Consider the following 13446-nt stretch of genomic DNA (forward strand, 5'->3'; position numbering starts at 1 on the left):
GTAACACTGTGTGCAGCTTAAACGCTTGCCTCCCCCTGCGGCCCCCATCATTATAATAACATGACGCCGATGTCCGCCCCTCCGACGGAACCATCCCGCCAGCCACAACGCCAGACCGGCAGCCGCCGCATGGTGGTGGCGGGACTGCTGGCGGCTGTCGTGGCGGGGGGATTTGGCGTCCACAGCCTTGGCGGCGCATCGGATGCAGCCAACGGCACGGGCGGCGCCACCGGCGCGCCCACCGCACTGGCGGGACAGGGCGGCAACGGCGCAAACGGCGGGATGCGGGCGGTGGTGGACCATACCCGCGCGCATGCCGACCTGCTGGGTGAAATGCCCATGATCGCGCCGGACCGCGCGACCGACATGCTGCAGTTCACGTCATTCGACATCAACCAGAAGAACGCGATCCTCGCGGCGCTCAAACGCCATGAGATCGTGCTGGCGGAAATGCCGCTCTATGACATGGGCGCGGGCAATTCGGTCGTCAGCGTGGAATCCATGGGCCTGACGCAGATCGTGCACCTGACGGGGCAGCCGCGCACGGTTGTCCTGCCGATCCGCATCGCGGGCGAGGTCACGATCCGTCCCGTCAGCGACCCGGGTGCCGCCGGACTGCATGCCGGGGCGATCTTCGTCCCCGGACCGACGTCGCTGCCGGTGCTGTACAAGGATGGACAACTTGTTATCGGGGTCGTCGTTCAATGAAGGCGCTGTATCCGGCTTTTGAACGCATGCTGCCGGTCATCATGGTCATATTCCTGATCCTGGGCAGCATACAGGCCGCTGCGGCCTTGCATCTTTCACTCGCCAGCATACGGCATTTCATGGAATGGTGTGCGCCGGCCTATCCGGTCGCAGCCGTGGGTAGCGCTATTTTGACGCTGGCCGGACTCTGGTTCGAAAACCGTGCAGAGAGACTGGCCAGAAAGGGACTCCGACGCAGACGGGGATGGATGATGGACGTACTGGCCAGACTGACCAATCGTAGTGCGCTGGAGGAAATGCTGGCGCGCGAACAGAAAGAAACCATCATAGATGCCGAGGAACTGGCCGCGAGCCTGCGCGCGCGCGTCATCGGCCAGGACCAGGTGTGCGAGGACATCGCCGCCCAGCTGCGACGCCGGCTGGCGCTGCATGTCCGTGGCAAGCCCGTGGGCATCTTCCTGCTGGCCGGGCCGCCGGGCACGGGCAAGACCTACCTGGCCAAGCAGCTGGCGCGCCAGCTTGACCGGCCGCTGCTGAATTTCGACATGACGCAGATGAGTTCGCCCCATGCCGCGACGCAGCTGTTCGGCTCGCCCAAGGGCTATGTCGGCTCCGACACCTACGGCAAGCTGACCGGCGGGCTGAAGGAAAAGCCCGACGCGGTGGTGCTGCTCGATGAAATCGAGAAGGCGCACCCCGATGTCTTCAAGAAATTCCTGACGGCATGGAACGACGGCCATGTGACCGAGGCCTCCACGGGGCAGCATATCTCCACCGTGCGGTCGATCTTCATCCTGACCTCCAACATCGCGACGGATGAACTTTCGGAAATCGCCGACCGGCTGAGCGACGAACCCGACAAGATGCGTGCCGAATCCGTCGAGGCCCTGCGCCAGGCGGGCTTCGCGCCGGAAGTGCTGAACCGCCTGGACCGGATCTTCGTCTTCCGTGCGCTTGAGGGGCTGGACATCGCCCGCGTCTCCGCGCTGGAGATCGAGGCGATGATCGACAGCTATGGCCTGAAGGTGGAAACCGGGGGCATCGACCCGTCGCTGCTGTTCCAGGTCATGCGCCGCCAGGACCGCATGGGGCCTGCCGCCAGTGCGCGTGACCTTGCCCGCTCCATCGAGGACATGATCAGCGACTCGCTCATCACCGCGCAGCAGCAGGGGGCGAAGCTGGTACGTATCGTCTCCAGCGAGGATGGCGTCGTCGCGGAAATCGCCAATGACAGCGAGGCCCAGAAGGCACGCATCATCAAGTAACCCGCACCCGGCCCCTTATGGGGTCGGGGTCACCCGTGATCGTGGCGTCATCAGTCGCCCTGCGGCCGCCCCGATATGCGGCATCAGGATATGAAACCCCGGAATGTCTGCTTTTTCCCGTCTCTGGCATCGTGCCCCGGTATGGCGTCTGTGCCTGTATTCCATTTTCATCTTTTCGATCCTGATGCTGGTCTTTCCACCTGCGTATCTGGGGCGCCTGTGGCCCGGCGTACAGAACATCACGCAGCGCATCCATCACGCGCTGGGCATAAACGACGCCCCTCCCCCCAGCGACAATGCCGGTGGCGGTGATGATGGCGTCGTGACCATGATGCCGATTACCGATCGCCTGACCAAGGCGATCCCCTTCGCGGGGCGCATCCTCCCGCTGCCTGCGGGGGTGTGGCATCCGGTCATGAATGTCATCACCGGCCCGCATGGCGAGATTCTGGAAAATGTCCTTGTCCGCGTCCATGACCATGTTGTCACCGGCCTGATCGGGGCCGAGGCCAGCACGCAGGCCCTGCCGGAAAGTGCCGCGCTGTCGATGGATTCCAGCTGCCATGACGACCGCAACCTTGCGGCCCATGTCATGCCTGCCAAACCGCCGGGGGTGGAATGCTGGTTCACGGCGTCGGTCTATCCCACCTCCATCACGCGCACGGCCATCATTGCCAACCGCCTGAAGGAACTGGGCTTCACCCTGCCGAATGTCCTTTACAAGGCCAGCTGGACCCTTGCCTCCCCCTCGCCCGACCATACGGTGAACGTGGAAACGGTGACGATTTTCCTCAACCCGGTGGCCACCGACAAGACGGCTTCCCTGCAAAGTCCCGATGACTGGGTCAAGGAAACGCTGTCACAGCATCCCGCTGCCCTCAGCTTCGTGCAGAAGGGCAATAGCTGGATGGAAACCTGGGCGCATATCCTGCATGACGGGTTCAACAGCGACATGATGGCGTCCAGTGAGGAGCAGCGGGCCCGCGCGGCGCAGGACCCGGCAGCGCCGACCGACAAGAATCCCGGCAGTTCGCTCGACTGATCCCGGCGGGTGATGAATTATTTTGGGATATGAAATTTTTGGGTGTCGCCTGCCGATCTGAAAGGGCGACATTCCTTGAAGCTTTTGGAAAAAAGCATCACCAAAAACTTCTGGATGATTGGGGTTATGGTCCAGCAGGTCGTGGTTTCCAAAGGGCCATGCCCTTTGGCGGGTTTCAGGGCAGGGCCCTGAGGCATCACCCGCCCGGCTTATCCCTGCCGCAGCACGTCGGAAATATCGATCAGGAAATCCAGCACCGTGCGGGTCCGCAGCGGCAGGGTGCGCGGACCGGTATGCACCGCATAGAACGGCATTTCCGGCACCGTCCATTCGGAGAACAGGTGGATCAACCGCCCGCTGGCGATATCTTCCTCCACCTGGAAGGACGGCAGCATGCCAATGCCAAGACCGGAGCGTACGGCCTGCAATACCGCCTCGCTGCTGTTGGCACGGAAGGGGCCACTGGCCGCAACGACATTCTCTTCCCCCTTGCATTCGAAATGCCAGTCATGGCGTGACCCGCCATAGCTGTAGGCGATGCAGGGGTGGTTCAGCAGGTCGCGCGGATGCGCAGGCGTGCCGCGCCGGGCCAGATAATCGCTGGACGCCACGACATAACGCCGCACCGAACCGAGTCGCCGGGCAATCAGGGACCCTTCGGCAATGGAGCCCACCCGCACGGCAAGGTCGAGTCCCTCCTCCACCAGATCGCCGAACCCGTCACGCATGACCAGTTCGACCGACAGGTCGGGATGTTCCTCCAGCAGCTTGCCCAGCTTGCCCGTCAGATACAGGCCAAACGCCGTCGTGACGCCCAGCCGGACCAGCCCGGAAACCGACGCCCGGCGACGGCCCAGCGCGGTTTCCGCCGTCTCCAGGATTTCCAGCACCTCATAGGCATGGGGAAGCAGGCTGCGCCCGTCCTCCGTCATCATCAGGCTGCGGGTCGTACGTGCAAACAGGGTGGCGCCGTAATGGGCCTCCAGCAACGCGATATGACGCGAAATCGTGGGCTGGCTGGCCCCCGTTTCACGTGAAACGGCGGAGAACGAGCCAGTTGCAGCCACGCGAACGAAGCTGTGCAAGGCAGAGAGCAGATCCATGAGGCCCCGGTACGTGCAGCATGTTATTATATCATATATAGTTTTAAACGATGCCGTATTTATACACAATATAGCGTAAAAGCACCGCCGACATGTGTTTCTTGCAAGGTTCCGCATAAACGGGCGGATTTGGCAGTTTTTCGCCACGGACTGGGTGGGCGGCCACCATCGGGACATAAAAAAACGGCGGCCCGTCAAACGGGCCGCCGCCTTTCTTACCGATGCTGGCGCAACGCCAGCCCGCCTGTGTGGATCAGGCGGCCTTGGTCATGCCACGCAGAACGGTCTGGAGAATGCCGCCATTGCGGAAATACTCGACCTCGTCCAGCGTATCGACACGGCACAGCAGGGGAACTTCCTGCTTGGAACCATCGGCGCGGGTGATGGTCATCGTCATCGTCATGCGCGGGGTGATGTTGTCCAGCCCCTTGATCTCGATGATTTCATCGCCCTTCAGGCCCAGCGTCTTGCGCGTCGTGCCGTCCTTGAACAGCAGCGGCAGCACGCCCATGCCCACCAGGTTGGAACGGTGGATACGCTCGAAGCTTTCAGCGATCACCGCGCGCACGCCCAGTAGCAGGGTGCCCTTCGCCGCCCAGTCGCGCGACGAACCCATGCCGTATTCCTTGCCGCCAAAGACGACCAGCGGCGTGCCTTCCTTCTTGTATTCCATCGCCACGTCGTAGATGGCGCCTTCCTTGCCGTCGGGATAATGCTTGGAGAAGCCACCCTCGGTGCCCGGAACCATCTCGTTCTTGATGCGGATGTTGGCGAACGTGCCACGCACCATCACGCGGTCATTGCCACGACGCGAACCGTAGGAGTTGAAGTCCTTCTTCGCGACGCCATGGGCTTCAAGATACTTGCCCGCGGGGGAGCTTTCCTTGATCGCGCCGGCGGGCGAGATGTGGTCGGTCGTGATGTTGTCACCCAGCAGCGCAAGGATGCGCGCGCCGATGATGTCGCCACGCGGCTTGGGCTCGGGCGTGATGTCCTGGAAGTACGGCGGGTCCTGCACATAGGTGGAGGACGGATCCCACGCATAGGTTTCCGAACCCGTCGCGACCTTCAGGTTCTGCCACTCCTTGGTGCCCTGGCTGACGTGCTTGTAGCGCTGGATGAACTCGTCACGCGTGATGGCCGAACCGATCAGGGCGGCGATCTCGTGGTTGGTGGGCCAGATGTCCTTCAGGTACACCGGCTTGCCGTCCTTGGACGTGCCCAGCGACGCCGTCGTCAGGTCCTCGCGGATGGTGCCCAGCAGGGAGTAGGCCACCACCAGCGGCGGGCTGGCGAGGTAGTTGGCGCGCACGTTCGGGGAGATGCGCCCCTCGAAGTTGCGGTTGCCCGACAGGACGGACACGGCCACGAGCTTGTTGTTCTCGATGGCGTCGACAATGTGGTCCTCAAGCGGGCCGGAATTGCCGATACAGGTGGTGCAGCCATAGCCGACGGTATTGAAGCCCATCGCGTCCAGCTCTTCCTGCAGGCCCGCGCGCGTCAGGTAGTCGGTCACGACCTGCGACCCCGGCGCCAGCGACGTCTTGACCCACGGCTTGGGCTTCAGGCCCAGCGCGCGCGCCTTCTTCGCCACCAGGCCCGCCGCGATCAGCACGGCCGGGTTGGAGGTGTTGGTGCACGACGTGATCGCCGCGATCACGATGTCACCGTGACCCAGTTCGTAGTTGGTGCCCGCGACGGGCGCCTTCTTGTTCTTGTCGGCTTCGGGCACGCCCAGGCTGCCGGTCAGTTCCGTCTCGAACGCCTTGTCGGCGCCCTTGAGGACGACGCGGTCCTGCGGACGCTTCGGGCCCGCGATCGACGGCACGATGGTCGCAAGGTCGAGTTCCAGCGTGTCGGTGAAGACGGGGTGTTCCGAATGGGGATGACGGAACATGCCCTGCGCCTTGAGGTATTCTTCCGTCAGCTTGATGCGGTGTTCCTCACGGCCGGTCTGGCGCAGGTAATCCAGCGTCAGGTCATCGACGGGGAAGAAGCCGCAGGTCGCGCCGTATTCCGGGGCCATGTTGGCGATGGTCGCGCGGTCGGCCACCGGCAGGTGGTCAAGGGCGGGGCCAAAGAACTCGACGAACTTGCCGACGACGCCCTTCTTGCGCAGCATCTGCGTCACCGTCAGCACCAGGTCGGTGGCGGTCACGCCCTCAGGCAGCTTGCCGGTCATCTTGAACCCGATGACATCGGGGATCAGCATGGCGATCGGCTGGCCCAGCATCGCGGCCTCGGCCTCGATCCCGCCAACGCCCCAGCCCAGCACGCCCATGCCGTTGACCATGGTCGTGTGGCTGTCGGTACCGAACAGGGTGTCGGGGTAGGCATAGTCCTTGCCGCCGACATTCGCCGTCCACACCGCCTGCGCGATGTATTCCAGGTTCACCTGGTGGCAGATGCCCGTGCCCGGCGGCACGACCGAGAAGTTCTCGAACGCTTCCTGGCCCCAGCGCAGGAAGGCGTAACGTTCGCCGTTACGTTCGAACTCGATCGTGACGTTGTCCTGCAGCGCCTCGGGCGAACCCGCGACATCCACCATGACCGAGTGATCGATCACGAGGTTGACGGGCACCAGCGGGTTGACCTTCTGCGGGTCACCCTTGAGCTTGAGGATGCCGTCGCGCATCGCCGCAAGGTCGACCACGGCGGGAACGCCGGTGAAGTCCTGCATCAGGATGCGCGCGGGCTTGAACGGCACTTCCTTGGTGGAACTGCCCTTGGGCAGCCAGCCGGCGATCGCCTTGGCGTCGTCAACCGTATAGGAATGCCCGTCCTCGAAACGCAGGACGTTTTCCAGCAGCACCTTCAGGCTGACCGGCAGCCGCGCGACGCTGCCGATGGTCTTCTCGGCTTCAGGGATGGAAAAATAATGGTAGGTCTTGCCGTCCACTTTGAGTGTGCGGCCCGTTTTCAGTGAGTCGTGCCCAACCGTCTTCATTGGCTTTGTTTCCTCCGAGGCATCAGCCCTGGGCCATCCACCGAAGCCCTCCCGCCACGTGAACAGACAGGCGTGGCGTGACCTTTCAGTGGATAACCGGCTTGATCTCCCAACGGTGGTAGAACATACCCGGACGCGGGGCCGACACAAGCAGGCCCCGGTAACAAGAACGCGGGATCGGGTTTCGCCCCGCCCCGCCCCAACCCGATCGCAACCATGCGGAGGACCCGGCCATCACTGCCTTTGCCCCGAGGAACACGCCCCTGCTGAAAGTGGAAAATATCTCGGTTTTTCGCGGGGAACGCCTTGTCCTGGACCAGGTTGGCCTCTCACTCGACGCGGGTGACGCGCTGCTGCTGACGGGTCCGAACGGGGCTGGAAAGTCCACATTGCTGCGTGTGCTGGCCGGGCTGCGCAAACCGGAAGGCGGCCATGTGCTGTGGTCAGGCGTCGATGCGCTGGCGGACCGTTCGCGCCATGCCGAACGGGTGGCGTACCTGGGCCACCAGGATGCGCTCAAACCCGGCCTGACGCTGCGTGAAAACCTGACGCTGGCGGCGCGCGCCGGTGGGGGCGATCCGGATTCCTGCATGTCAGCACTCAATATTTCCGGACTTGCGGACCTGCCCGCGCGCATGCTGTCGGCCGGGCAGAAACGTCGCGCCGCCCTTGCGCGTGTCCTGCTGGCGCGTGCGCCGCTCTGGCTACTCGATGAGCCGAGCCTCGGCCTCGACAGCAACACGATGGGACTGCTGGAAACCCTTTTCCGCACCCATCGCGAAGCTGGCGGAATCGTGATCGCAACCACGCACGTTCCCCTACCCCTGCCGGATGCAAAATCGCTGGCGCTGCCGGGACTGAACGAATCCGACATCCCCCAGGCGATGGAGGATTTCCCCGAGGATGACCTGTTTTGAAGCTTCAGACCCCCACCCTGATCCTCGCCATCCTTGAACGCGACCTGCGCCTTGCCCTGCGCCATGGGGCGGATACGCTGGGTTCCGTGCTGTTCTTCATCCTTGCGGGCGCGCTGTTCCCGCTTGCACTTGGCCCCTCGCCCGAACTGCTGCGCCATATGGCGCCGGGAATCGTCTGGGTCTGCGCGCTGCTTGCCGCCCTCCTGCCGCTCGACCGCCTGTTCGGGTCGGAACTGGAGGACGGGTCGCTCGACCAGTTGATGATGACCGGCCTGCCGCCGGCCCTGATCGCGCTGGCAAAAATGATGGCCCACTGGCTGACCACCGGCCTGCCTTTGCTGGCGGCGGCGGCCCCCCTTGGGATCATGCTGGGCATGCCATCGGACAGCCTGCCGATCCTGCTGATCGGGCTGCTGCTGGGCACGCTCATCCTTTCACTGATCGGGGGCATGGCGGCGTCGGTCGTGCTGGGTGCGCGGCGTGGCGGCGTGCTGCTGCCGCTGCTGGTGCTGCCGCTGACCACGCCCGCGCTGATTTTCGGGGCGGCGGCGCTGGATGCGGCACAGACGGGACTGTCATGGGGGCCGGACCTTGAACTGCTCGCGGCGTTCCTCGCTGCGGCGATTCCGCTGTGCCCGCTGGCGGCAGGGGCCGGGCTGCGCGCGGCCGTGGAGTAGCACGGGCCGGGGTTTAATGTACTGGCGGCGGCGCATGCTCGGGGGCCTTGCCCCCGAACCCCCACCAAAGGGTATTACCCTTTGGAAACCAAGACCTTAATAAACAGATCAGGGTGCAGGGAGCGCGCTCCCTGCCGGGTCCGGGCAGAGCCCGGATGTTCCATGCACATGACGGCTTCGCCCCCCATCAAAGATCGCAGACGTTTTGAAACCGTCACTTCTGTGGGGCCGCGACAACATCAAACGGCACGCTGCCATGGCTGACGCCGCTTCCCTTCCCGCCCGCGCGCCATTGCAGGACATAGGCCCCCGGCGTGGACAGCGGCACATCGACCGAGATCGCCTGCTGCTCGTCATCCTTGGGCGAGGCGAGAAGCAGCTGCGGCACCCCGCTGGGGCCGAGCAGCACGAGTCGCGTGTGAAACGGGTCGAGGACCGAATCGAAATCCAGCCGGATTGTCACCGTCCCTGCCCCCACGCTCTGTCGTGCGGCGGGCGTTGCATGCACCAGCGACGGATTTGCCCACGCCGGTCGCGCCAGCCCGGCACACAGCAGGACAGCGGCAAGGCAGGCGGGCAGGAAGGAGAATGAATTACGCATGGCGCGCCCCCGGCGGAAGATGACAGACAGGTGATGTTCTATCGCGCCACGCAAAATAAAAAAGGGACGGCCACGGATACCCGCGCCGTCCCTTCCAGAAAGCTTCAAAAGACGCCGCCTTTTGAAAAAAAGGCGACACCCAAAAACTTTTGTTACTTTTCAGTGTATTAGGCGGAAATTCCCACTCAGATGTAATGCTCGGTCAGCGGCGCCAGGCCATTGAACCCGGTCGAGCAGTAAGTCGAGACATACGCCCCGGTGGAGAGCAGTTCGATCCGATCCCCGGATTCCAGGTCCAGCGGCAGGTTGTAGGGCGTCTTTTCATACATGATGTCCGCCCCGTCGCACGTCGGGCCGGCAATCGCGACAGGTCCCGTCGCCATGCCGTCATGCGGGGTGCGGATGCCATAGCGAATCGCCTCGCCCTCCGTCTCCGCCAGACCGCCGAAGCGACCGATGTCGAGGTAGACCCAGCGCACGCCATCATCAATGCCGCGACGGCTGACCAGCACGACCTCGGACGACACCACGCCTGCGTCACCAACGATGAAACGGCCCGGTTCCACGATCATTTCCGGCAGGTCATTGCCGAAATGCTCCGTCATCGCGTGGCTGATCGCCAGCGCGAAACGGTCGATGCCCGGCACATCATCGCGGTAACGGATCGGGAACCCGCCACCAAGGTTGACCATGCGCAGTTCAAGCCCCGCAGCCTTCAGGTCGGTAAAGAGCATGCCGACCCGCGCGATCGCGGCTTCGTACGCATTGGTTTCGGTCTGCTGGCTGCCGACATGGAAGGACAGGCCATACGGGTCCAGCCCCATGTCACGCGCGCGCAGCATCAGGTCGCGGGCATTGTCCAGCGTCGTGCCGAACTTGCGCGACAGCGGCCAGTCAGCGCCCTCGTTCTCCACGATCAGGCGGCAGTAGACCCGCGCGCCCGGGGCATGGCGCGCCAGCTTCTCCAGTTCCTCGGCGCAGTCGAAGGCGAACATGTCGATGCCCGCCTCATGCGCGCGGGCGATGGCCGACACCTTCTTGACGGTATTGCCGAACGAGATGTCCTGCGGCGCGGCACCGGCGCGCAGGCACATCTGGATTTCTTCCCACGAGGCGGCATCGAAGGCAGAACCAAGGCCGACAAGCCGGTCGAGGATGGCCGGAGCCGGATTCGCCTTGACCGCGTAATAGATACGCGCAAGCGGCAGCGCCTCGCGCAGGGCGCTGTAGCGCTCCTCGACGCGATCGACGTCAACGACAAGGCAAGGCGTCGCAGGGGACTGCTCGGCCAGATAACGGGCGATTTTGGGAGTCATCGCACCCAAATCCCTTCTGTTCTGCCGTCCGGATGCAAGTAGGATTACTGAACAAACGGACAGATGTTGCGAAACGGTCTAACGGACCAGCGACCAGTGAGGGGCCCAAGCAGCAGGCCCCGATTGCCAGAACGCTTGACGTCGTTGCGTAACCTCAGAGGGCCAGTGGCACGTGCGTTGTTGCGTAGGGAGCGCATATGAGGACAATACGCCCATAACGCAATAGAAAAATTCGCCTCATCGTGACCTTTTTCGTTTAAGGTGGGCAAAACCGACCAAAATATTGTCGTGATTCTTTTTTCGTCCCCGGCAGGACGGGATGCCGGGACGCAGCATGTTGCCAAGCGGCCCCGCCCACCGGGACCCAAGTGACCAGAACCTGGACAACGCATTGATCTCTTCTTCCCCAGACCAGATCGAGGTGGCGGCTTCCGTCACCCCCGCGCCGCCCACGCCCGGAAGCGCCACAAAGAATGCCACGGACATGAATGACGCCCTGCACCGTCACATCCTGCCCGTCATGAAACAGGTGGCCACCAACATTGCGTCCGACCAGATCACGCTGGCCGCCGCGGGATGTGCGTTCTACGCCACGCTGTCACTGTTCCCGGCCATGAGCACGATGATCTCCATCTACGGGCTGCTGTTCGACCCCCAGACGGTGGAGCCGCAACTGGTCGTCCTGCGCAACCTGCTGCCGCCTGCGGCCTATGACCTGATTGGCGAGCGGATCCACATCCTTGTGGCGCAGTCGCATTCGTCGCTGACACTGAACCTGATCGTCTCGACCACCATCGCCATGTGGTCGGCTTCGGCGGCGACGCGTTCGCTGCTGCTGGCCATGAACGTGGCCTACAATACGCCCGAAACCCGTAGTTTCCTGCGTTTCCAGGCCATGGGCATGATCATGACGCTGTGTGCGATCTTTGGCGGCATCCTGACGCTGGCGCTGATGGTGGCGCTGCCGATCCTGCTGGATTACCTGCCGCAGAAACTCTCGCTCGCGCCGCCGCCGGGTTCGGTCGAACTGCTGGTGCACATGGGCGGCCCTGCGCTGATGCTGCTGTTCGTGCTGTCGGGATGTTCGCTGCTTTACCGATTCGGCCCCAACCGGCAGAGCACGTCATGGCGCTGCATCCTGCCCGGCTCGGTGGCGGCGACCCTGCTGTGGCTGCTGACCTCGTTCGGGTTTTCCTATTACGTCAGCCACATCGCGGGCTATGGCGCGACCTACGGACCCCTTGGCGCCTTCGTGGCGACGATGATGTGGTTCTACGTCTCGGCCTATGTCGTGCTGCTGGGCGCGGAACTGAACGCCGGGCTGGAAATCCAGATGTGCCTGCGCGACAACGGCCCGCAGATGGAAGGATGGTCCATCGCGCGCAAGTCCCACCACCCGACGGGGACCGAGGCGACTACCCCTGCGAGGCGCCCCCCGGGGGAAGCGCCGTAATATCGACCATCATCGTCCCCCGGTCCATCAGGCCAAGCATCCGCGCCGCAGCGGGTGACAGGTCGATGATCCTCCTGCCGCGATAGGGACCGCGGTCATTGATCCTGACAATGACCGACCGCCCGGTGGAAGCCGCGCGAATCCGCACAAGTGTGCCAAGCGGCAGTTGCCGGTGCGCCGCCGTCATGGCCGTGGGGTCGAACACATCCCCCGACGCCGTGCGATGGCCGATTTCACGGCGGGTGCCGTACCAGCTTGCCAGTCCGTGCTGCGACCATGTGGACGAGACGGTTTTCATCGGGGGCAAGGGCGGCAGGCGGCGCAGGGGATGGTGATGATGGTGCCGGGCGGCCCTGCCCTGCCGGGCCGCGACATTATGCACGCCATGTTTCACATGCCGGGCATGGGCATCACGGGCGCCCCCCGCCAGACCAAGGCAGGCCACAAGCAGACATGACAGGACCCATGCCGGAAAATCCGGCATCCGCCACCGCTTCCGTGGCTGTATATGTAAGGGTCCGACAATCATGGCCGGAACTATTACATAATATAAATGAATACGACCAGCCTGATTCAGGTCCGCGCCTGTGCCGTATATTATGACTTCAAAAGTCATCTTTATATTTATTGAGGCATTATTTCCTATCCCTCATGTCATTAACATAAGGGAAAGTGTTTGCCGCGTATCCTTCCGGCGCATCCGGCCTGCCCCCCGGCAGGCATCGGGGGCGTCCGATTCGCCATGGAATGCAGAACAGGCTTGGATCACGGCGGCGGGCATGCTACGGCGCCTGTCATTATGGAGCGTCCCCTGATTGCCGTTCTCAACGGCCCGAACCTCAACATGCTTGGACTGCGGCAGCCGGAAGTGTACGGCGTCGCAACCCTTGACGATGTCGAACAGGTCTGCGTGCAGGCTGCGGAGCAGCTCGACGTGGCGATCGATTTCCGCCAGACCAACGGCGAAGGGGAACTCGTTTCATGGATTCAGGAATGCCGGGGCCGCGCACGCGGCATCATCATCAACCCGGCGGCCTATTCCCATACCTCCATCGCGGTCCTTGACGCCCTGCTGGCGGTCGATCTGCCGGTGATCGAGGTCCATATTTCCAACATCCATCGCCGTGAGGCGTTCCGCCATACCTCCTACGTCTCCCGCGCCGCCATCGGCGTCATCTGCGGGCTTGGCGTGCGAGGCTATGCGCTGGCGCTCCATGCGATGACCGACATGATTCTGGACGAGGACGATCAATGAGCCGACTGCTCGTGGATGCGGATGCCATTCGGGCATTGGCCGAAATTCTGACCGAAACTGGCCTGACCGAAATCGAGATCGCGGAAAAGGACAGCCGTGTCCGTGTCGTGCGCGCGGCGCCTGCGGCGACCCATGCCGTCGCCCCGGCCCCCCTGCCGGTCG

The 13446-nt window shown here is 63.5% G+C and carries 12 protein-coding genes and 1 pseudogene; 8 read left to right on the forward strand and 5 right to left on the reverse strand.

Annotated features, from left to right (window positions below; genetic code table 11):
- Positions 1–69: 69 nt before the first annotated feature.
- From KMAL_RS10490 to KMAL_RS10500, 3 genes are all read left to right on the forward strand, one after another.
- On the forward strand, positions 70–708 hold the full coding sequence (locus KMAL_RS10490) for a hypothetical protein (protein WP_110095657.1): 639 nt from the start codon (positions 70–72) through the stop codon (positions 706–708).
- Positions 705–1973, forward strand: a complete 1269-nt coding sequence (locus tag KMAL_RS10495) for an AAA family ATPase (RefSeq protein WP_110095658.1) — start codon at positions 705–707, stop codon at positions 1971–1973. The genes KMAL_RS10490 and KMAL_RS10495 overlap by 4 nt, the downstream gene beginning before the upstream one ends.
- A 103-nt stretch (positions 1974–2076) precedes the next feature.
- Positions 2077–3015 (forward strand): hypothetical protein, encoded by a 939-nt coding sequence (locus KMAL_RS10500; RefSeq protein ID WP_180999797.1) that lies wholly within the window; start codon positions 2077–2079, stop codon positions 3013–3015.
- A 209-nt stretch (positions 3016–3224) separates the two neighbouring features.
- Here the strand turns inward: KMAL_RS10500 and KMAL_RS10505 are convergent, their stop codons facing one another.
- The gene (locus tag KMAL_RS10505) at positions 3225–4118 is read right to left on the reverse strand and encodes a LysR family transcriptional regulator (protein WP_110095659.1); all 894 of its coding nucleotides are present in this window, start codon (positions 4116–4118) and stop codon (positions 3225–3227) included.
- Positions 4119–4371: 253 nt separating this feature from the next.
- Positions 4372–7065: an aconitate hydratase AcnA gene (gene acnA, locus KMAL_RS10510; RefSeq protein ID WP_110095660.1), complete on the reverse strand. Its 2694-nt coding sequence runs from the start codon at positions 7063–7065 to the stop codon at positions 4372–4374.
- Between the two features lie 233 nt (positions 7066–7298).
- On the opposite strand from acnA, the gene ccmA reads away from it, so the two are divergent.
- Both ccmA and ccmB read left to right on the forward strand, forming a co-directional pair.
- The gene (gene ccmA, locus KMAL_RS10515) at positions 7299–7982 is read left to right on the forward strand and encodes a heme ABC exporter ATP-binding protein CcmA (RefSeq protein WP_456306381.1); all 684 of its coding nucleotides are present in this window, start codon (positions 7299–7301) and stop codon (positions 7980–7982) included.
- The gene (gene ccmB / locus KMAL_RS10520; protein WP_110095662.1) at positions 7979–8659 is read left to right on the forward strand and encodes a heme exporter protein CcmB; all 681 of its coding nucleotides are present in this window, start codon (positions 7979–7981) and stop codon (positions 8657–8659) included. Before ccmA ends, ccmB begins: the two co-directional genes overlap by 4 nt.
- A 214-nt stretch (positions 8660–8873) precedes the next feature.
- Here ccmB and KMAL_RS10525 read toward each other — a convergent pair whose 3' ends face one another.
- Both KMAL_RS10525 and KMAL_RS10530 read right to left on the reverse strand, forming a co-directional pair.
- A complete protein-coding gene (locus KMAL_RS10525) occupies positions 8874–9260 on the reverse strand; it encodes a copper resistance CopC family protein (RefSeq protein WP_110095663.1) in 387 nt (128 codons plus the stop codon).
- Between the two features lie 185 nt (positions 9261–9445).
- A complete protein-coding gene (locus KMAL_RS10530; protein ID WP_110095664.1) occupies positions 9446–10576 on the reverse strand; it encodes a type III PLP-dependent enzyme in 1131 nt (376 codons plus the stop codon).
- A gap of 484 nt (positions 10577–11060) precedes the next feature.
- On the opposite strand from KMAL_RS10530, the gene KMAL_RS10535 reads away from it, so the two are divergent.
- On the forward strand, positions 11061–12029 hold the full coding sequence (locus tag KMAL_RS10535) for a YihY/virulence factor BrkB family protein (protein WP_110095669.1): 969 nt from the start codon (positions 11061–11063) through the stop codon (positions 12027–12029).
- On the opposite strand, the gene KMAL_RS10540 is transcribed toward KMAL_RS10535, so the two are convergent.
- A complete protein-coding gene (locus KMAL_RS10540) occupies positions 11992–12513 on the reverse strand; it encodes a septal ring lytic transglycosylase RlpA family protein (protein WP_110095665.1) in 522 nt (173 codons plus the stop codon). The genes KMAL_RS10535 and KMAL_RS10540 overlap by 38 nt on opposite strands.
- Positions 12514–12828: 315 nt before the next feature.
- On the opposite strand from KMAL_RS10540, the gene aroQ reads away from it, so the two are divergent.
- Complete coding sequence (aroQ, locus tag KMAL_RS10545) at positions 12829–13284, forward strand: type II 3-dehydroquinate dehydratase (RefSeq protein ID WP_003616996.1); 456 nt, start codon at positions 12829–12831, stop codon at positions 13282–13284.
- Positions 13281–13446: pseudogene (locus KMAL_RS17630) on the forward strand (acetyl-CoA carboxylase biotin carboxyl carrier protein); the annotation flags it as partial. The gene aroQ and the pseudogene KMAL_RS17630, both read left to right, overlap by 4 nt.

The sequence above is a fragment of the Novacetimonas maltaceti genome (assembly GCF_002906255.1).
GTDB classification, from domain to species: domain Bacteria; phylum Pseudomonadota; class Alphaproteobacteria; order Acetobacterales; family Acetobacteraceae; genus Novacetimonas; species Novacetimonas maltaceti.

Bases quoted from the DNA above. Each gene is read 5' to 3' on its own strand.
- KMAL_RS10490 (WP_110095657.1), top strand. From the start codon at position 70: ATGTCCGCCCCTCCGACGGAACCATCCCGCCAGCCACAACGCCAGACC.
- KMAL_RS10495 (WP_110095658.1), top strand. From the start codon at position 705: ATGAAGGCGCTGTATCCGGCTTTTGAACGCATGCTGCCGGTCATCATG.
- KMAL_RS10505 (WP_110095659.1), bottom strand. From the start codon at position 4,118: ATGGATCTGCTCTCTGCCTTGCACAGCTTCGTTCGCGTGGCTGCAACT.
- aroQ (WP_003616996.1), top strand. From the start codon at position 12,829: ATGGAGCGTCCCCTGATTGCCGTTCTCAACGGCCCGAACCTCAACATG.
- KMAL_RS10530 (WP_110095664.1), bottom strand. From the start codon at position 10,576: ATGACTCCCAAAATCGCCCGTTATCTGGCCGAGCAGTCCCCTGCGACG.
- KMAL_RS10535 (WP_110095669.1), top strand. From the start codon at position 11,061: ATGAATGACGCCCTGCACCGTCACATCCTGCCCGTCATGAAACAGGTG.
- acnA (WP_110095660.1), bottom strand. From the start codon at position 7,065: ATGAAGACGGTTGGGCACGACTCACTGAAAACGGGCCGCACACTCAAA.
- KMAL_RS10500 (WP_180999797.1), top strand. From the start codon at position 2,077: ATGTCTGCTTTTTCCCGTCTCTGGCATCGTGCCCCGGTATGGCGTCTG.
- KMAL_RS10525 (WP_110095663.1), bottom strand. From the start codon at position 9,260: ATGCGTAATTCATTCTCCTTCCTGCCCGCCTGCCTTGCCGCTGTCCTG.
- KMAL_RS10540 (WP_110095665.1), bottom strand. From the start codon at position 12,513: ATGCCGGATTTTCCGGCATGGGTCCTGTCATGTCTGCTTGTGGCCTGC.